The organism is Nocardia sp. NPDC050717, from assembly GCF_040654275.1.
Taxonomy (GTDB): Bacteria; Actinomycetota; Actinomycetes; order Mycobacteriales; family Mycobacteriaceae; genus Nocardia.
This window is the reverse complement of record NZ_JBFAHR010000014.1, coordinates 166,508-185,263: the sequence shown is the minus strand read 5'-3', so window position 1 is coordinate 185,263 and position 18,756 is coordinate 166,508. Positions and strand designations below refer to the sequence as shown.

Sequence of the window (18,756 nt, the reverse complement as noted above, 5' to 3'; positions counted from 1 at the left end):
ATCCACCAGTTCGGTCGCCCGCTACGGCTGGCGTGGTCGAGGATGTGGGCGGAGCAGATTCAAGGGGTGTCTGTGGTGACCGGCAGACGAGGTGCTGACTCCCGAGGTCACAGGTCGAGGTCGATGTCGTCGGCGCTGACGAGATTGCGTTCGGCATCGGTGAGTTCTGCGACGCCGACTGTCAGTGTGTAATGCTCACGGGGGTCGAAGTCGGGGAACTGGTCGATGCGGTCGAGTACATCGCCGACCAGCTTCTTGAGGTAGACCCTTGGTGCGATGCCGACTTTGCCGCCGAGTGTGCCGCTCACCGCGGTAGCCAAGTCGGCGATGTAGGCGTCGTCGGCGACTCGTCGGATACGGTCCGGCTCGGCGCTGCCGTCGGCGTAGAGGTTGCGGATCGTGCTGCCCAAGGCCACGAGGGATTCCATTGTGAATCCGGGCAAGCGCAGCTGGACAGCTCGCGGATTGTCGAAACGCGGGTCGGTCGTGAAATCGGTGGCGAGGCGCTGAGCCAGGGGCGACAATCGCTGCACGCCTTGTTGCCCGTCGTAGAACGCGGGCGTGCCGGTGATGAGCAGGTAGAGACCGGGAAACCGGCCGGAATGAACCTCGTCGATGAGTTGGCGCAGCGCGTTGAGTGCTTTGTCCCGGGCATCCGAGCGCACCCGCTGCAGTGTCTCGACCTCGTCGAGGACAAGGAGCAGGCCGCGGTGGCCACTGTCGCGCAGCACCGTCAGCAGACCCTGTAGGAAGCCGAGTGCGCCGAAATGGTCGAGCTCACCGCGGACGCCAGCGGCCCGGCGTGCGGCCGCCGCCACGTTGGGCTGGCCACCCAGCCAGGCGATGATCGCAGATGCCGTGGCTTCGTCGTTGTCGAGCAGGGCGCGGTGGTAACCGCGCAGGGCCGTGGCGAACGACGGAGCATGCCGCGATACTTCAGCGAGCCGCGCGGCCATCAGTTCGCTGACCGCGTCGGGTAGGCCTTCCTCATCGGCGCCGGCAGCCAACGCGTCTTCCTCGAGCGCATAGAACCAGGCATCCACCACAGGGCGTAGCGCGCTGGGCGGAAAACTCGTGGTGGTCAATTGCTCGGTGACCCGGCGATATACGGTCTCGAGTTTGTGCAGCGGCGTCTCGGTCTCCGAGATCTGGATCTCCGCGACGGCGAACCGCTTCGCCCTGGCCCGCTCGCCCAGCCACCGTGAGAAGAACGTCTTGCCCGATCCGTACTCGCCACGGACCGCTTTGAACACCGCGCCGCCGGAAGCGACGGTGTCCAGCTCGGCATCGAGGGCCGCCTCGAACCGGTCGAGGCCGGTCGCCAGCAGGTCCAGCCCGTTACCTGGCACGGCGCCGCGGCGAAGCGCGTCGATCACGTCACGGCGGCGGACGGCGCTGACCGAGGAAGGAACGCTATTCACCTGGGTGATCTTTCCATGCGGGGGTTTCCGGGAAATGCTGCGCGTAGTGGCGGAACTTGTCGGGGGCGGACGCGACCATAGGGGGAAGTGACACTCGGACCCGTCGAGAGGATCGTGATCGGCTGTGATGCGAAACGAGTTTCCAGCAACGTGCGCGATGTGTGGCGATGATCTGGCCCCAGGCCAAGGCCTGGTACAGACCAGGCGTCATCGGCCGTACCCGGTGCTGTGCGACTCCTGCATGACCGAGGTCGACGAGAACGAAAAGGAGGCGCGGGACCTGATGGGCTCCTCGGACTGATCGTTGCGAGGCACCCACGATTCGGACGGCACCCTGCCGCCGCGCACACCACCGCGCGATACGTCAATGGATGCCGAACTGTGCCCGAAGCAACCCGACGTCTAGCCGCAATGTGCGGCCATCGGCCAGCGTCTCCAGGACCTGGACGCCATCCACGTTGAGCAGCTGCCCGAGTACTGCAGCGAATCCGTGCGCCCTGATCGGTGGATCACCGACCCGCTGTGCAAGGGCTGTGGTGGACTGCGGACCGTCGAGCAGAGCGCGAATGGCCTTCTCCAGCTTGGCGCTACTCGGTTTGCGCGCGAGCTGTTCCAACTGCGCCGCGAACACGTCCGAGGCGAGGAGCCGGCCGACCAGGTCCTTGGCTGGATCGGCCGGTGGTGACAGCGGCTCATGGCTCGGCAGCGGTATGTCGAGCGTGATCTGTGCGGCGGACTCTTCTGCGATCCGGTTGGCCACGCGCTTGGCAGCCTTCTTGACGACTATCGGAGCCTCGGGCTCGGGCAGTGCATCACCATCGTCGCGCCACCAGGTCGGCCGCTGGTCACCCAGCTCGCGCCAGCCGGCCGGCCGATCGGCGCCGTAGGGGAGAAAGGCCAGAACCGGAATGGTGATCTCGGCCAGCGAAGCCCCACCGTGATAGCCGGCCTTTTGGGCCGTGTAGCGGGAATCGTTGTCCCACAAGGCAACAATCGTCGCGTTGGGCTCGGGCCAGACGACGCGCGGACCGTGCAGCGTGATTTCGGTTTCGGAACCGCGATCGAACTCGGCGGGCAGACGGTGACGCGCCGATTCGATATTGGGCGCGACGACGGTCGTGCCGTGTCGATCGATGACGTGACCGTGATCGCTCGTGATCAGGACGACCATGCCCTGGGCGGTGGCGGCCGAGGCGAGGGCCCGCAGATCACCGATCTCGCGAGCCTCCCAGCCGGAGTCGTCGAGTTTTGCCTCCTTGGCGAGGCGGTCGTCGATCGTATTGAGGACTACCGCGACGTGGCAGTCCGGATCATTGATCGCGGTGCTGAGATCGGAGCCGAAACGGTCGCCTGCCTTGCTGCGGAGGTCGTTCTTGTGGAAGACGGCGGCCCGCTTGGCTCCCCAGAACGAGTGCGCGGGGAACACGCGCTGCTCGGTCTTCTGGTCACCCTTCATGAGCTTGCCGGCAAACAACGAAGTGCGCGAGACCGCGGTCAAGCTCGGCAGCGCCGCTGCCATGCATCGGCGGCGAGCCTCTCCTTCGGACAGCGGATCGTGCTCGGCGAAGGTAGCGCGCAGCTCACCTGCCAGCTCGGTGGCAATAGCGGCGCTCATACCGTCGACCACGATCAGCAGTACGCGATGCTCGGCGGCGAGCGGACGGACCACTCGGTGGAGGAAAGTTTCCACAGTGAGCAGGGACGCTGGTGCCGTGCCCGCATCTGTCCACACAGCGAGGTTCTTCGCGAACTCGCGGTCGAATTCGCGGCGCACAGCGCGCGCCCGGCCGGCGATGGTTTCGTACGCGACGCGCAGTGCCGGATCGTCGTCGCCGCCGGCGTCGAGGTAGTCGAGGGCGCGGTCGGCCCATGCCGTGCTGTGCATCTGACGGTTCAGCGCGCCACCGACGTGACTGTCCACCGTCGGGTCGGGCTCGGTGGCCAGCCACCGCGTCAGGCGTTGGGCCATGCGAACCCGGGTGATCCGCACGCGATGATCGGCGGCAAGGTCGTGGGCGCGCAGCGCCGCGACGGCCCGGTCGATCTCCGCCCGATTACCCCGGCCGAGCGCTTGTCCGGCAGCGGCGAATCGGGCTTCGAGCCCCGCGGTGAGCAGGGGGCTCTGTGCGGCGGCCTCGCCTGCGCCGAACTGTCGCACCAACAGATCAGCTTGGGCGAGGACAATTTTCGCGGTCTTGTGTGCGGCAAGCGCGGCGTCGTCCAACTCGTCGTCGAGACCAGCGGCAGCACGTGCTTTCACAAGGAGATCGCGAACGTAGTCCTCGCAGGTGCGCCCATAAGTAGCGAGCAGGCGGTCGAGCGCTTCGCCCTGAACAGGAGGCCGATCTCCGAGCCAGCGCTCGACACGCCCACGCGCCTGATAGACGGTGTTGCCGGGTGTGGCGTGTTGCCACAGGGCAGCGCACACCAGTCCGTATGCGAGCGCTTCCGACCCGTGGTCGGCCACGGTCAACGCGGCCACGGCTGTGCCGGTAGCACCACTTTGTTCCGGCTCGCTGAGGAACTCGATGAGGCCGTCACGTTCAGGGGCCCGGAGATCGAGTAACTGCTGGGCCGCGCCGGGGCGTTGAGTCCACTCGAGCAGGGTGACGGGGTCGATACGGTCTGTGCCCGACTCGATGCGTAGTCGACGTCCGGTCAGAGCGGTGAGTGCGGCGACACGAGACAGGACGCGACCTGCCATCGCGGTGGGCCACCCCCGCGCGCCCGCGGCGTCGAGCAGTGCTTCGCAAGCCCAGCCGTCCCGTTTGAGCCGAGGATCGAGGGATATGGCGCCGAACGACTCTCGGACGATGTCCCAACGGTCGATCGCGTGCACGCGTCCTCGATGTGCGCGCGCGAGGATCGCGGGATCGAGATCGTGTTCCTCGATATCGGTGAGGAGTACGAGAACCCGCGGGTCGGGGGTGATCTCGCGGGCGTGCGCCAGGACGGTTTCGTGCACCGCAAGTGGCGACGCTGCTACCGCTACCCGGGCTCGACGGCCCTCAGCGAGCGAGAGGACAGGGTCGCCCTCCCACTCCGGTTCACCGCGAAGCAGGAGGGTGACAGGGCCGCCTGGCGTGGCCAGCTCGGCTTGAATCCTCTTGTGTGCCGAAAGATACTGGGCGACAGTCGCCCTCGACATCCGCAGGGCGGTGGTTTCGGTCGTGCTGGTCATTCGACGACCCGCCACGTGATTTCGACTTTCGCGGTTGGCTCCAACTCTGCCAGCTCAGCCAGCTGTGCGGAGAAGCTGGCGACGGCCTCGCGTGCCGTAGTGGTGTAGATACCGGTCCGGCGACCTGCGTGCGACTTGTCGGGGCCGATCGGTGGCGTGCTGGATTTGGTGCTCAGATCGATGTCGTCGGGAGTGGGTGTGGGTGGGGCGATCACCGGTGCGGGCTCTACAGGAGCCGGTGCGTCCTTCTGCCGGCGGAGGGCATCCTCACGCAGCTTTCGCGTCGTCAGCTCGGTGACCTGTCGGTCGATCGTGCGCAGTGCCGCAGCAAGATCGGCTGAGCGCTGATCAGCCCGTGCCGTCGTGCGCAGTGAGTCGAGCAGCGACGTGCCCGCGGGTCCGAGCAATGTGGCCTGCTCGAGGTTGCGCCAGGCTGCGTGAGTCAGCGCAGAGGTCACCTGATCGGCGGACTTGATCGAGGTCGCGTACCGGTCGGCATTGACCCCGGCCAGGTCGAACCGGGCCAGTGTTTCGACAGTCTTCTTCGCCCCCGCGGACCCACCGGTACCGACCGCGGCAAGGGTGGACAGCAGCTCGAGCGAGCGTCGGGCCAGGGCAAGCCGCTCACCGGCGTCGCTGTCGTCGAGCTGGAGGAACTCGGCGTGCTTCTCCAGCTGTTCGACAAGGCGCGCGGCGGAGTCCTGGTACCTGGTGGCGGCACCGTTGATCTGACGCGCGAACTGCTGCACCGGTCCACCTCGAAGGAGCGTCGGAGCCTTCTCGCCGAGGATCACCTCGAACCGGTTACGGGCGGCGTCGAAGTCGGATTCACTCGGCAACGGCTGAGTGCGCAGTGCGTCACCGTTTTGGATCTTGGTGAGTTCGGGTGTGTCGATGGGCACGCCACCGCGGACCCAGATCCGGTCGTCCATTTCGGCGAACGAGGCGATCACCAGGTTGGCGATATGGGGTTCCAAGCCACGCGGTGTGGGCTGGTCGATCCAATCGGCGAGCGAGATGACCGACAGGTCGCCGGTGCTGCCGTTCGTCTGCGCGGCTCGGCGGAAGTGGTCGGCCCACCGCTTGGACAGCTCGAAGTAGGCCTCCTTCTGCTGGCCCAGACCGAGCGGTTCCGCGATTCGGCGCATGAGTGCGCGCTCTTTCGCAGGCACTTCGAATCGTCCATCGCGGGCTTCGGCGGCGCCTTTTACCTGTGCAAGAACGACTTTCGCTTCGGTCGCCTTGACGGCTACGCCCGTCCCCTCTCGGTCGAGGTCCGGATGCTCGGGGAACTGGTGGGCGAGGAGCTTGCCTGCGAGGTTGCGGATGGCATCGTGCAGTGGCTGGCCGATCGAGACGGTAAGCCCGTCGATATCGGGCAGCGGGTGGAACAGCTCGCCCAGGTCGTTGGTGACGTCCTCGGGCTTGCGTTCGGCCAGGCCGTAAGCCTGCTTGAAGGTGGCGAGGACGCGCTGTCGCAGGACCTCACGCTGCGATTCGAGCAGCTGCTTGGCGCTGGCCCGGTTGTCCGGGTTGAGGTGCTGGGCGTACTGCGTGTCGAACCGATAAGGATCGGCGAGCGCCTTCGTGATGACCAGCAGCCGCCGGAAGTCCTCCCAGCGCGGTTTGGTCAGGTGGGTGGGCAACCACGCAACGGTGTTGGGGTGATTGGTGCCCTGCTCTTCCTTGAGCCGCCGAATACGGTCCGCATCTTCGATCGGGGTGTGGGTCCCTTCGTCGTAGGGCAGGTCGATGACAATGCGCCAGCGCCCCTCGATGGCGGGCTGCAGATCATGATTGGGCAGCGCGTCGTCGTCGCTGACGTTGCCGAACACCACTTCCGCGACGCGGTTGGACCCACGCCAGACGAAGCGCAGCTCATCGGCATCGAAGCGGCCATTGGCACGATCGAGCCCGAACTCCTCGGCGAGCAGGTCACGGGCGAGGGCGAGCCGGTTCGCCGGATTGTCGTTGACCTGCGCGTTGGCGATCACCGACTCGACGTCGACACCGGACAGTTCCAGGCGCACACCGGGATTGGCGTCGGTACCGGTGGGCTTGATCTCGGGGAAGCGACCGGCCCATTCGCCGATCATGTCCTTGATAACGCCCTCTTCCCGACCGGGGATCATGGTGGTGATCGAGCCGTAGTTGAGCGCGCCGAGACGGCGAATCGTCAAATCCCGCAGGGCAGGTACGCTAGGCGCCAAGGCCGCCAGGAGTATGGTGCAGGCGAGTCGGTTCTGGCCGACGAACTTCTTGCAGTTGCCGAGAAGTTTGGCATCGGTGATGGTCTCGCGCCGGTTGATATAGGCGTCGATGTCGTCTTCGGTGACCTCGCACGTGTTCAGCAGGTACGGGCGCAGGCGATGGCTGTAGAGCTTGTCGGCAGCGTCGAACAGGACCTTCTTGTCGGCGACGAAGGGACGGTCGCCACCGCGGGTGAGCTGTTCATAGAGGTCGCCCAGTGGGACCAGGTCGCCGAGGCGCAGCTCGTTGCGGTGATCGGCAAGGAGCTGGCCCATCAGCTTCAGACCGGTGCGGGAGCGCTGGAGGGCGGCCGAGATGTGGACGAGGGTGTCGAGGAAGGCGGGGGAGAACGGGTAGCTCAACCGGAAAGACGCCTCATCGGCGCCGGTGGTCGATTCGTCAGATCCGAGAAGGGTGTCCCACACCTTCGGGCTGAGCTTCCTGGTCCGTTCGAACGCCGCATCGAACTGGACTACAGCGGCTTCGTCGCGCGGCTTGAGCAGTCGGGCATGCGCGATCTGCGGCAGGTTGCGGTCTTCGAGGCTGATCAGGTCGAAGCGGCCGGACGCGTGGTTGAGGGCATCCTGAATTGCTGATTCCGCGGCGCCCGCGAGTTCCTCACCGACCAGCTCGCGGAGATCGCGCTGGCGAGCGATGAACGAGATGATCGGGATATCGCGACGAGCATCGCCGCCTTCACGGAAGTTGGTGATCTTGCTGGCTTCGCGCGCGACCCGCTTCTCGTCGTGGATGAGGCTGGCCAGCCACAGGATCAGCTCGTCCAGGAACAGGATGATGCCGTCGTAGCCGAGCGATTTCGCGTGGGACGCAATGACGCTGAGGCCGGCGTCGAGGGAGATGAAGCCGGTCTCGTCCTCGGCGGCGCGCTGGGTGAAGCCGGGCAGGAGCGTGGTGCCCGCATCGTGGACGAGCTTGGCGCGCAGCTCCGGCGGGGTGGACGGACTGACCAGATTGAGGCCGCTGCCGTCGTGGGCCTCGGATGCGGCGAGCGCGGCATCGACTTTCTCCGTGGTCCAGAAGGCGGTCGGATCACCCCATTCGTCGTCCTCTTCGTCTACGTGGTCGCTGTTGAGTGCCGCGAGGAACGACTCCTCACCCATTCTGGTGCGCAGTGAACGCAGGTCGGTGAACAGCGCGTCGGTGCGGTACACCGGCGGGATGATCGCGTCGGGATGCCGCTTGCGGACGAAGTCGACGTACCCGCCCAGCACCCGCTGCTCCATCGCTTTGGCGTCGATCATGTGATACGGCACCATCAGGAACTTCTTGCCGTCCGACAGCAGCCACTCATGCTTGGTGAGCAGCGGGTCGAACTCACTGCGGGAGCGCGCGGCCGGGTTGCCGGACAGCAGGGCGTAGAGCACCGCCATGAAGTGCGACTTACCGGCACCGAACGAACCGTGCAGGAAGGCAGGCTTCGAGGTGTTGCCGTCGAGCGCCGACTTGATCAGCGCGAGGGCTTCATCGAAGTTGCCGAGAAGGCGCTCGGTAAGCACATAGTCCTCGACAGCCTTGGTCGAACCCTCCTGGGTGACCGCGTCTGCCAGGGTGAGCACATAGTCCGAGCCGGCGATGTGCTCCTTGATATCGATGAGGTCGCGCAGAAGTGGGCGCTGGTCCATCAGTTGTCCCCCTGGGCTGCTTCAGTCTTCTTGGTGGTGCGCTTCGCTGTCGTGCGGCGACCGCGGGTTGCGGGTTGTGGGCGCCAGTTGCGCAGGTCGTCGTCGGTCAGGCCGTGTTCGCCCTGCCTCTCGTGGCGGTCGCCTGCGAGGAAGGTCGAGGGGGCGATGCCGAAGTCCGGATCGATCTCGTTGTGCCACTGGTCGAGCCACGGCTGCAGTTCGAGCAAGCCCGCCAGGAACGGGGTGATCTCCTCGGTGGAGAGGCTGTGCTCGGCGAGGTAGATGGCGATGGCCATGGCTTGTTCTCGGTGGTCCCAGCCTGCCCAGCCGTAGAGCTCCGGGGTTGCGGTGTTGGTGGCGCCGTAGGAGATGAAGCGTTCCTTGGGCACGTCGAGTTTGCCGCGGGCCTGCCAGAAGGAGGTGCGCAGGAAGTCGGCGGAAGTGTATTTGGGTGGGACCGGGATGGTCTTGCGGTATTCGTTCTTTTCGTGGCCGTCGGGCATGCCGTCTTCTTGACGCTGCATGTTCCAGACGTTCTCCCAGTCCTTACGCTTCTTGAGGCCGGATGGCTTGTAGCGCAGGGCAGAGACGAACGGGACGTGCTGGTCAGTGATGAGGTCGCCGACTACCTTTGCCAGATCGGTGCGGGGTGCATAGAGCGCTGAGACGGAGACGAAGTCGTCATCGGAGGCCAGGCGATCGGTGAGTCTGGACAGGGTGAGGATCTGCGGTTGGCCACTGTCGCCGAACCACAGGTCCCGGGACTCCATGCGGTGGAGAAGCCAAGAACCGAGCGCCTGCTCCTGCAGCGAGTCCCAGCCATCGGTCAACCATCGACGCTTGTTTTCCGGTCGTTCAATCATCCCGAGCGCGCGGTTCGAGTCGATTGCTGCGATCCGTTGCTCGATGATATGGCGGTACTCGTTCGGCCAGTGTGCAGGGATTTCCACAATAGGAGTGGATCGGTGTCGGCGGAACCAATCAGTTTCGAGGCCTTCGTTTTCGACAAGCCGGGCCAAATGAATCTCGAATGCGCGTTCTCCGAGGTTGACCTCAGGGATTTCATAGGAGTGGGCCGTGAAGTCGCGGTCAGTTAGGCCGTAGATCGAATATACCTCCCAGTCAAGTTCCTCCTGGAGTGCAACCATTTTTCCGCGGAGGTGGTGCCACTTGTCGCGGGCATCACGAATTGCATCGGCGGTCGGTATCGAAGATGCGCAGATCGATGCAGGCGACACCGAATTCAATTCGGCAGCCAACCGGTCAAGCTTCGTGCCGATGGCTTCTGGGTATCGGTCTGGTAGCGGGAAATCCTCAAGATTGCTGCCGGTGAATTCATACCGAACCGTCCATTTTTCGGACTCTAGCCCGCGCCCTACACCATTGCTTGGCTTGTCTTGGCTCACCATCTTGAGCCAGAAGCAGGCGGTGGAGCTGTTGAGCAGCCCGAGCAGCCGCAGATGCTCCTCCTCGCTCGCCCCCTCCGGCAACTTGATCACCGGCGCGGACTGCTTGAACACCTTCCCGCCCCGGTCCAGCACGAAATGGTTGTGCGTTGCTACGAAGGCGAATGTGATGGATAGGGGGTTCCTGTAGCGGTCAGCCACCCATCGATACCATGTCCACCATGGCTTCCCAAGATCTTCCTGGCTCTTTCCATTGAAGTCGGTTGTCGAACGCAGATGACTGCGAACTCCCCAAAGCAGCGTACCCCATGCGCTGTTCTCGTCGTATGGGAGTGGTTGAAGTTCGGAGTCGTAGGGAGTAATGGCTTGTTCATAGCAGTGCGTGTCCCAGTCTCGGACAACCTCTCCAATGATTAGCCATCGAGCCATCGGATCTACAATGCTGCGACGATTCAGAGCGCCGGGCGTGCTGATAAATGCGTCATCCTGCCCAGGAAAGCTGGCGAATCCGATATCGCGCCCCAGGCTTGCGCGCAGGATGGATGATCCGGTGTCGTTGATCTGTTGCACCATTTCGAGCCCGCCGTCGACCAGGATCCAGGGCTGCTTAGAGAAGTATCGGTGGCGATCGAGATCGTCGACTGAAACCCACTGACTCACGCTAGGAGCGCTGTCGATTTGGTCGACGATTGCGCGCCAAACTAGGCCATTCTCCGGTTCGAGGGGTGCTTTTGGTTCGCCCTGCACACTTCGGACGGTCCGGATTGTTGTTGATCGGTTCTTTCCTGACCGGCGTGTTCCGACGAGGATTACGGTTGGCGTGCCGTGTCCCGGGATGTAAGCGCCCGAGGTGTCTACGACCTCGGTGAGTTCGACTGTGTGCGCGAAGAACTCTTCGATTAGTTTGGTTCCGAATTCACGCTTCATGAAGGAGTTGGCGGTAATTTGCCCGACTAGGCCGAAGCCGCGGCCGTCAGGGCCGCCAACCTTTGCCAGCTCAAAGAATCTTTGTGCGAAGGGGACTGACAGTGCGTATTTGCCTGCACACGCCTTGTAGAGTCCGCGGTATATCTCGTTGAGGTTCTTGTCCTTAACCGTGATGTATGGCGGGTTGCCGACCACGACGTGGTACTTGCCCGGGCTGAGAATTCCTGGATGCTCGTGCACATCCTCCGTCGCGTAGGAGAACTCGGCAAGCGGGTCGCCGTCGTCCCCGTCGAGGCTGAGCTCCAACTGTCGAGACTTGATCAGTGAGTCGCCGACGGCGAGTTTGATCGGCCAGTCATAGCGTGTCGCTTCTGCGAGGCTCCGGACATTCGCGGCGGCCATTGCGGCTACGAGGAGACGGAACCGGGCAACGGCGATAGCGAAGGGATTGAGGTCGACGCCATGGACGGACTTCAGTGCGGCCTGGACGCGTTCGTGCCGATCCTTGGTTGGCTGCTCGACGGTCCAACCCTCGTTCAGTCGTTTGAACGCTCCGAGCACGAAGTGTCCTGATCCGCAGGTCGGGTCGATAAGTTTGATCTCCGTGTACCCGAATTCGCGAATAGCGGGCTCGAGGGTGCGGTCGAGGATAAATTCTTCGACGAACTCTGGGGTTTGGAGGAGGGCGTAATTCTTGCGGATGTCTTCGGAGAGGTCCTGGTAGAGGTCGCCGAGGAAGCGGGTGTCCCAGCCGTTGATACCGTCTTCGTCGAGGGGGTCGGTGAAGTTGTGGACGAGGACGCCGTGTTCGTCGCGGGTGCGCCAGAATTCGATGAGGTCGCGGGCGCCGTCGTGGGAGAGCGGGATTTGGTAGAGGGCGTTGTGGGCGGGGTCGAAGAGGAGTTTGCCCGCCTGGCCTGCGCCGAGTTCGGCGAAGGCGGTGGTAAGCCAGCCGCGGTACGTGGGGTCCGGGTCGGATTCGACGTAGGCGTCGTAGCGGGCGTGGGCGAGTTCGCGGCGGTCGTCGGTGGGGCCGGTGAGGTAGGGCTCGGCGATCAGGTGGTTGTCTTCGCAGAAGCGGACGAAGACGGTGCCGAGGACCCAGGCGACGGCGACCTGGGTGATGCGTTCGTCGAGCCAGGAGGTCTCGGTGGCTGCGGTGCGGTTGAGTTTGCGGGCGTGAGCCCACTCGTCGTGCAGGCGGGACTTCACTTCGGGCAGGGCGCGTAACTGCTTGTTCAGATCGTCCTCTGCCGCGGTGACCTGCTTCTTCAGGTCGGAGAGCAAGGCGGCGCGGTCGATCATGCGGAGACTCCTGAATCGGTCGAGGGGCTGGCGCGGTGGATATTGTTGATCCACGAGGCAGGGAGCTGGATCCACTCGTTGAGAGCGGACTGGTACGGCACGGCAACGGCGCCGAGGTGCGGCGGGCGCATCGGGTCGGACTGCGGGCACAGCAGCCACAGACCGCCTTTGCCGCGGCGGGCCTGCTCGGCCAGGCGGCCGAGCACACCCATGGCGTCGTAGCGGGCGAATACCAGGGTGTCGGTGAGTAGCAGCGGCCCGTTACCGGCGATGTTGTCGGCGATCTCGGCTTCGATGCGGCTCCACGCGGTGCGGGCGTATTCGGAGAACTTCATGGCGGGACGGGAGCCAGGCGGCGCGATGTCCGCGCGCAGGATCGTTTCCCAGGTGGGCTTCGTATTCGGGGGGACCAGGTCGTGCATGGTGGCCAGGAACAGCGCTGTCGCCGACATCGGGCGGGCCGCGAAACGGTCCCGCAATTCGGCAGCGGCGTTGGGGCGGTCCTTGTCGTCGTTGCGCATGATCGGCGCGGTGAGCACGCGGAAGCCGTCTCGTGGAGCCGCACCGACGAGCAGTTCCTCGGCGCGGGCTGCCTTGGCGAGGTTCGGGTCGTCGGAGTAGCGGCCCGCTGCGTGTGAGTTGACGGCTGTTGTCCAGCGGGGGGTGTGCTCGGTGAAGCTGGAGGTCTCGTCGGCGTGCTCGGGGATGTAGCGCTGGACCCGGGACACGGGGTGCGTCGCGACGACCAAGCCGAAGCCGGCTTCTCGCAACGCTTTCGTGAGCTCCGGGGTGGGCAGGTCCTCGTCGCTGCCCGCGATGGACAGTTCAGGGAACCGTGCCAGGATCCGGTCGAACACCGTGCGCGCCAGCAGACCGGGCTGCTGTGGCAACGGCATGCCAGGGGTCAGAGTGATCAGGCCGGCCTGGGTCAACCTGACAGCTCGCACCAAGGGCAGGTCGCGCGGGTAGATCTCCAGCCGTGGGGTGACCGCAGCCCTGCGGGACGCGCTCACGGCCACCTGCACCAGACGGCGTTCGTCCAAGGTGAAGGCGCCTTCCGGTGGCTCGATGGCGCCGAGCCGGTCGAGGACCGTCGCGGCGGTCGGCAATGTTTCCTGATCTGCCAGCGTGTCGGCGGTTTTGCCCAGTCGCAGAGCGTACTGCGCCAAGGCGGGCGCGGCAGGTGTGTCGAAGGAAGCGTCTTCGTCGGCTTCGAGCGCCAACACGACCACCGGGTTGGCGCCGGAATCACGCTTCTGCGCGACGTAGAACGCGGCCTCATCCGGTGCGAGTTGTTCTACTTCGACGACCACTCGCAGCGCAGCCAGGCCCAAGACCCGGCGTTGTGCACGATCGTGCAGGCGGGTGCCGCGACGGGCGATGAGCGCGTCGGCGAGTTCGGTTGCCGCTGCCACGCGACCGAAGTTCTCCAGCAGTTCCAGCATTTGCTCGCGCAGCGCCTGGACAGCGGGGTCCTTTTTCCATTGCGTGCGTTGGGCTCGCAACAGCTGGGCTACGCGGCCCGAGGTCAGGCCGAGGGTCTCGGCCACCGCGGACTGGGTCGGCCAGGCGTCGAGCTCTGGCAGGTCACCCGCGCCCGGGATGCGGAGTAGCCGGGCCACTGCGTCGACCTTGTTGGTGTTGGACCCGTTGTTGTTGCGCTCGGGGACGAAACCGGCAGCGAGAGTATCCAAGCTGAGGGTGCGGAGCAGGCCGGCACTGAGGTCGGTTCCGGCTGCGGTGAGCTCGGCCTTGGCTTCTTTCCTGGCTTCCGGGGTGAGCGGTGCCGGCTCATCCTTGCCGAGGCGCTTGCCCCACTCCTTGAGGCGGTCTTGGATTTCGCGACGAGCGCGCGCACCCAGCCCGGGTGCGTTGATCAGCTTGCCGCGGCCGTAGTCGAGCAGCTCGCCGACGGTGTTGACGCCGAGGCCGTAGAGGAACTGCTCAGTGGCCGCCGTCATTCCCGCCTGGGAAAGATGGGTGTCGACCGTCGCTTGTTCCGCGATCTGGCGGCGCTGGTCCTCGGGTGATACTTCATCCACGTCGGCGGGCGGTGCCGGATGCGCGCTCAACGGCCGTGACGGCACCGAGCGAGTCATGTCCAAGAAGATCTTGCGCCAGGCGTCGCGCATCGGCTTCAGATCCGAAAAGCGTTGGGCTACATCACGATGCAAGGCTTTGCGGAAGAACGCGACCAGGCCGTCGCGGACGGACGGGTCGAACGCGTCCGCGGCGACCTCGGGGTACGGGTATTCCGCGGCGTCGAGCTGGCTCGGGAGCACGCTGCCATCACCCCAGCGGGGCAGTTCACCCGAGGCCATCTCATGCAGGGTCACCGCCAGTGCATAGCGTTCGGCGTGTGCGTCGTAGACACCGCGGGTCAGAGTCGTGATGAACGGGTCGAGGTAGCCGTCGGTACCCGCCTCGGTGTTCTGCACCGGGTAACCGGCCAGCGAGAAGTCGATCAGGACAAGTTCGCGAGTCCTGTTGGGGCGCACGCGGATAGCGATGTTGTCCGGCTTCAGATCGCGATGCCAGACGCCTTCGCCTTCGAGGAAGTCGAGGGCGCCGAACAGGTAGTCGCTGTAGGTCTCGAGGCGACCGACCTGCAGGCGGCCGTTGTCGCGTAGCTCGCGGGCAACGGTTTCTTCGGTGCGGTGCTTGGATTCGGTTTCCAATCCCTGTTCGTCGCCGACATATTCGAGGACCAACGCAGTGCGGTCAGCAAGGGTGAGCACGCCGGGGTCGATCAGGTCGATGATGCCTGAGTGACGCCGCAGGCCGCGGAGAACGCTCGCCTCGCGTTTCAGCACCTCGCCGCGGTCGTCGGAGAGAGCGACCTTGAGCACCACATGGTTCTTGCGGTTGCCGGAGTCGGCCGCCAGATCACGGACGAGGAGGGCACGGCTCGTCGATCCGGTGCCCAGCCGGCGACGCACCAACCAGCGTCCTGCCAGCACGTCGTCGCGGACCGCTTCGAGAGGGTCTTTGTCCGGTGTGCTGGGCTCTTCCTCCGGGGTGGTCAGCGCGTTCTCGACATCCTCGAGCAGCTCGATGAACTCGGCGATCGACGTCAGCCGCCGGGTCGGCCGGTAGTCCGTCGCGGCCGCGACCAGGAGGTCGACATCCTGCGGGAGATCATCGACGACCGCGCTGGGCCGCAGGTCCTCGCCGGCTTCGAACCGTGCCAGCAGTTCTGCTTGAGCTGTGGCTGGTGCCTTGCCGGTCACCAGCAGATAAGTGAGCATGCCGAGGCCGTAGACATCCATCGCGATGGGATCGGGGGACGTCGCGGCGACCTCAGGCGCCAGATAGGCATCCGACCCGGTCGAGAGGTGTTGCGCCGACAGCAGCGTCGGTGCGTGGCGCGTCATGGACAGGGCGGTACCTGCCGAACGCTGCGTGGCCACCTGCCAGTCGGAAATTTGCAGCAGTGGTGCGCGCCACCGCTGGGTTTCGGACGTACCGCGTTGGGGAATCACGTGGATCGACCGGGCGGCGAGCGCGCGGTGGTACAAGCGTGAGGAATGCGCAGAGCGCAGTGTCTCGGCCAGCTGGCGCACCAAACCGATGCGATCGCCGATATCCAGCGATTCGCCGTACCGGGCGAGGTAATCATCCAGGTGCAGGGTGTCGGGGTGGTACCGGAAGATGAGCGCGGGCCCCGCGGAGTGCGCGGAGGAGTCGAAATGCTCCAGCTGGACCGCGCCCTGGTGACGGAATCGGCGCAGGACCGCCGCCTCTCGGCGTGCGGCGGCATCCACCGACTTGCGGGACTCCTCGTCGGCGCCACGTTCGCGCAGGTAGACACGCACGCGAACGGGTTCCCTCAGCTCGGTGTGGACGGCGAGGTAGTCCTGCCACGTCGGGCCCGCATCGATCGGCTTGCGCTGCAACAGGTACGGACCGACGGTGAACTCGGCATCGCTGCGGCGCACGCCGGCATCTTCGAATGCCTTCTTGATCTTGCGCGCCAGGCGGGCATCGATCCGCCGTCTGGCGTCGGTGACCGGAGCGTTGAGCCGGTCCAGTAGCTCTTTGATCGTGTGCGTGTTGGCGCGGTCGCCCGCGGGCAACTCGAAGCGCAACCCCTGGTTGGTGAGGCAGACCGCCGAGCTGACGAAGACGCGAGTTCCGTTGGCGCCGAGCAGGCTCGCGAGCTCCTTGCTCTTCTGGTTCACCAGATGCAGTGGACTCCGGAACAACCTGCGGTCACCGCGCTTGTTCGTCTGAACCCAGTCGCCGCCCTCCGAGGTCAGGCGACCGCTCCAATCTTTGAGCTCGATCATGTGCACCCCGTTCGGGGCGATCACCAGCAGATCGACCTCACGTACATGGCCGGTGTCGGCGGTGAAGGTGAAGTTCGACCAGGCAAACCACGGATCGACATTCGGCAACTGCGTCCGGATAGCTTCCAGCCCCCGGCGCTCGTGCTCGAAACTCGACTCGGTGACCGTTGTCCACCGACCCTCGTCCATACTCGCGCGTCCTGTTCTCGTCGTCCCTGCATCGCCCGGCCGCCCCGCCGTCGCGACGTCCACAGTAGCCGTCGGAATGCGTGCTCGAAGCATCGACGGCCAACCGTGAGTTTGCCGCGTCGCGGTGATGTCAGTCCTGGTACTGCGGGCAATATGCCTCGATTGCGGCAGCCAGGAAGGTGAAGGGGTACTCCAACGTGTCTTCCGTGCTCTCCGCCAGCTCGATCCGATTGGCCGCGGAGTTGCCGTGGGCGTCGAGCCAGCGGCATTCCGACTGCGCCAGCCGAATGCCTGCGTCCTGGACATCGCAGTCTTCTCTGTCGAAGTAGGACTCGCGCAGGAACAGGCGATCGGCGTCGCTGCGCGGGCCACATCCGCTGCTCGAACCGCCGGCGGAGCCGGTGTTCGGGGCGGCGGCAGCGCTGGGGGCAACGGCGGTGAGGGTCAGCGCGGTTGCGCCGATCACGAGCAGGGTGGGAAGCGTGCGCATGGGTGGTCCTTGAAGATGCGTTGACGGAGCGGGGTGTGACGGGAAGAAAGTCAACTCCCTGGAGACTTTGCTCTACGGGACTACCGCGTTGAGCAATGTAAACCATATGTGAAGCTGAAAGCATTGTCAATCAATGGTGCTTCCGTTCTGGCGACGGGTGAACAGGTCGGCGGGCGAGATGGGAAGATGTAGGGGGTGTGCGGGTTGCTCGCCGTGGCATCGTGGACGGACTGACGGAGGTAGGTGCCGTGCAACCAGAGGTTGTCGGGGGGCGGTACGAGCTCCGTGCGCAGATCGGGTCCGGCGGGATGGGGCGGGTCTACGACGGATTCGATCGCAATCTCAAACGGCGTATCGCCGTGAAGTTCACGCAGCCGAGCCTCGACGGCGAGCCTGGCTGGGCCAAGCGCTTCCTGCGTGAAGCCGAGGTGATGGCACGACTGAGCCACTCAGGGTTGCCCGCGATCTACGATGCGGGCCTCCTGCCGGGCAGCCCCGAACGGCCGTATCTTGTGATGGAATTCGTCGAGGGCGTCACCTTCGACGAATTGCTTGCCAGCTATGGAGCGCTGCCGATCGGTGTGGTGGCAGCGCTCGGTGCGCAAACCGCCGCGGTGCTGGCTGCCGCGCACCGTCATCAGGTCTTCCATCGCGACCTCAAGCCGTCGAACCTCATGCTGTGTCCCGATGGGACCGTGAAGGTCCTGGATTTCGGGCTGGCACTGGTTCTCGACAGCGACGTGACCAGCTACACCACTACAGGAACCACGCTGGGTACCCCCGCGTTCATGGCGCCGGAACAGGTCGAAGGAAAAGCTGTCGTTCCGCAGACCGATCTGTATGCGCTCGGGCTGGTGCTACACGAAATGCTCACCGGAAAGCGGGTGATGACCGGTGGGACGCCTTTTGTCGTGTGGCAGAACCAGATTCACCGGCCGGCACCGGAGATTGCGACTGCCCGTCCCGAGATCCCGGTCGAGTTGGCAGAACTGATTATGCGTATGCTCGCCAAATCGCCTGGGCAACGGCCCTCCGACGCTGCCGTCGTGCATGCCGGCCTGCTCCGGCACGCCGGAGGACTGGGTTCGTTGCCGGAAGTGACCGGCCTCGACGGGCCTGCGCTGATGTATGCGCTCGCTGTGGGCGCCGCGGAGAAACCCGAGCTCGGCCATGAGGACGTGACCGACAGCTCGCCGACCGCCCCGGACAGCGAAAGAAGCGGATTGCGGCAGGCGGTCGAACGCACTCGCGAGCTCTCCGACGAGGAAAGCGCGAGCAGGCTGAAGACTGTGGTGGACGCCGTCGTACCGGTTCTCGGCGCACATGACCGCGAAGTGGTCGAGGCACGGACCAGACTCGCAGACCTTCACCTCGAGACCAGTGAGTACCGTGAGGCTGCAGACCTGTACCGCCCACTGATCGACGAGCTGACCGAGGCGTGGGGGCCCTACGATGACCGGGTGACGTATTGCCAACGGCAATTGGCCCGCTGCGACGTCGCCGCAGGTGATGCTCGGGGCGCTGTGCAGCGGCTGCAGCGGCTTCACACACAGATGGCCATTCGGTACGGTGAGCAGGATCGCCGCGTCATCGAACTGGCCGCACAGATCCGAAACATTCGGGCCGACTGACCGGCCGCGGAATCTCAGTCCGCA

At 65.1% G+C, this 18,756-nt stretch carries 7 protein-coding genes; 1 reads left to right on the top strand and 6 read right to left on the bottom strand.

The window, feature by feature from the left end:
• Positions 1-107: 107 nt before the first annotated feature.
• From brxD to AB0H56_RS25460, 6 genes are all read right to left on the bottom strand, one after another.
• Positions 108-1,421 (bottom strand): BREX system ATP-binding protein BrxD, encoded by a 1,314-nt coding sequence (brxD, locus tag AB0H56_RS25485; RefSeq protein ID WP_357167753.1) that lies wholly within the window; start codon positions 1,419-1,421, stop codon positions 108-110.
• Positions 1,422-1,785: 364 nt separating this feature from the next.
• Positions 1,786-4,602 carry a BREX-2 system phosphatase PglZ gene (gene pglZ / locus AB0H56_RS25480; protein WP_357167752.1) on the bottom strand — a complete coding sequence of 939 codons (2,817 nt, stop codon included), beginning with the start codon at positions 4,600-4,602 and terminating at the stop codon, positions 1,786-1,788.
• Complete coding sequence (locus AB0H56_RS25475) at positions 4,599-8,495, bottom strand: phage resistance protein (protein WP_357167750.1); 3,897 nt, start codon at positions 8,493-8,495, stop codon at positions 4,599-4,601. The genes pglZ and AB0H56_RS25475 overlap by 4 nt, the downstream gene beginning before the upstream one ends.
• A complete protein-coding gene (pglX, locus tag AB0H56_RS25470; RefSeq protein ID WP_357167748.1) occupies positions 8,495-12,133 on the bottom strand; it encodes a BREX-2 system adenine-specific DNA-methyltransferase PglX in 3,639 nt (1,212 codons plus the stop codon). Before pglX ends, AB0H56_RS25475 begins: the two co-directional genes overlap by 1 nt.
• On the bottom strand, positions 12,130-16,611 hold the full coding sequence (gene pglW, locus AB0H56_RS25465; RefSeq protein ID WP_357167746.1) for a BREX system serine/threonine kinase PglW: 4,482 nt from the start codon (positions 16,609-16,611) through the stop codon (positions 12,130-12,132). Before pglW ends, pglX begins: the two co-directional genes overlap by 4 nt.
• A 130-nt stretch (positions 16,612-16,741) precedes the next feature.
• Positions 16,742-17,101: a DUF732 domain-containing protein gene (locus AB0H56_RS25460; RefSeq protein WP_357167744.1), complete on the bottom strand. Its 360-nt coding sequence runs from the start codon at positions 17,099-17,101 to the stop codon at positions 16,742-16,744.
• Between the two features lie 248 nt (positions 17,102-17,349).
• On the opposite strand from AB0H56_RS25460, the gene AB0H56_RS25455 reads away from it, so the two are divergent.
• Positions 17,350-18,732, top strand: a complete 1,383-nt coding sequence (locus AB0H56_RS25455; protein ID WP_357167742.1) for a serine/threonine-protein kinase — start codon at positions 17,350-17,352, stop codon at positions 18,730-18,732.
• The last annotated feature ends 24 nt before the right edge of the window (positions 18,733-18,756 follow it).

What these genes read in the sequence shown, in the direction of transcription:
- pglZ (WP_357167752.1), bottom strand. Translation starts at nt 4,602, where the DNA reads ATGACCAGCACGACCGAAACCACCGCCCTGCGGATGTCGAGGGCGACT.
- AB0H56_RS25475 (WP_357167750.1), bottom strand. Translation starts at nt 8,495, where the DNA reads ATGGACCAGCGCCCACTTCTGCGCGACCTCATCGATATCAAGGAGCAC.
- pglX (WP_357167748.1), bottom strand. Translation starts at nt 12,133, where the DNA reads ATGATCGACCGCGCCGCCTTGCTCTCCGACCTGAAGAAGCAGGTCACC.
- pglW (WP_357167746.1), bottom strand. Translation starts at nt 16,611, where the DNA reads ATGGACGAGGGTCGGTGGACAACGGTCACCGAGTCGAGTTTCGAGCAC.
- AB0H56_RS25460 (WP_357167744.1), bottom strand. Translation starts at nt 17,101, where the DNA reads ATGCGCACGCTTCCCACCCTGCTCGTGATCGGCGCAACCGCGCTGACC.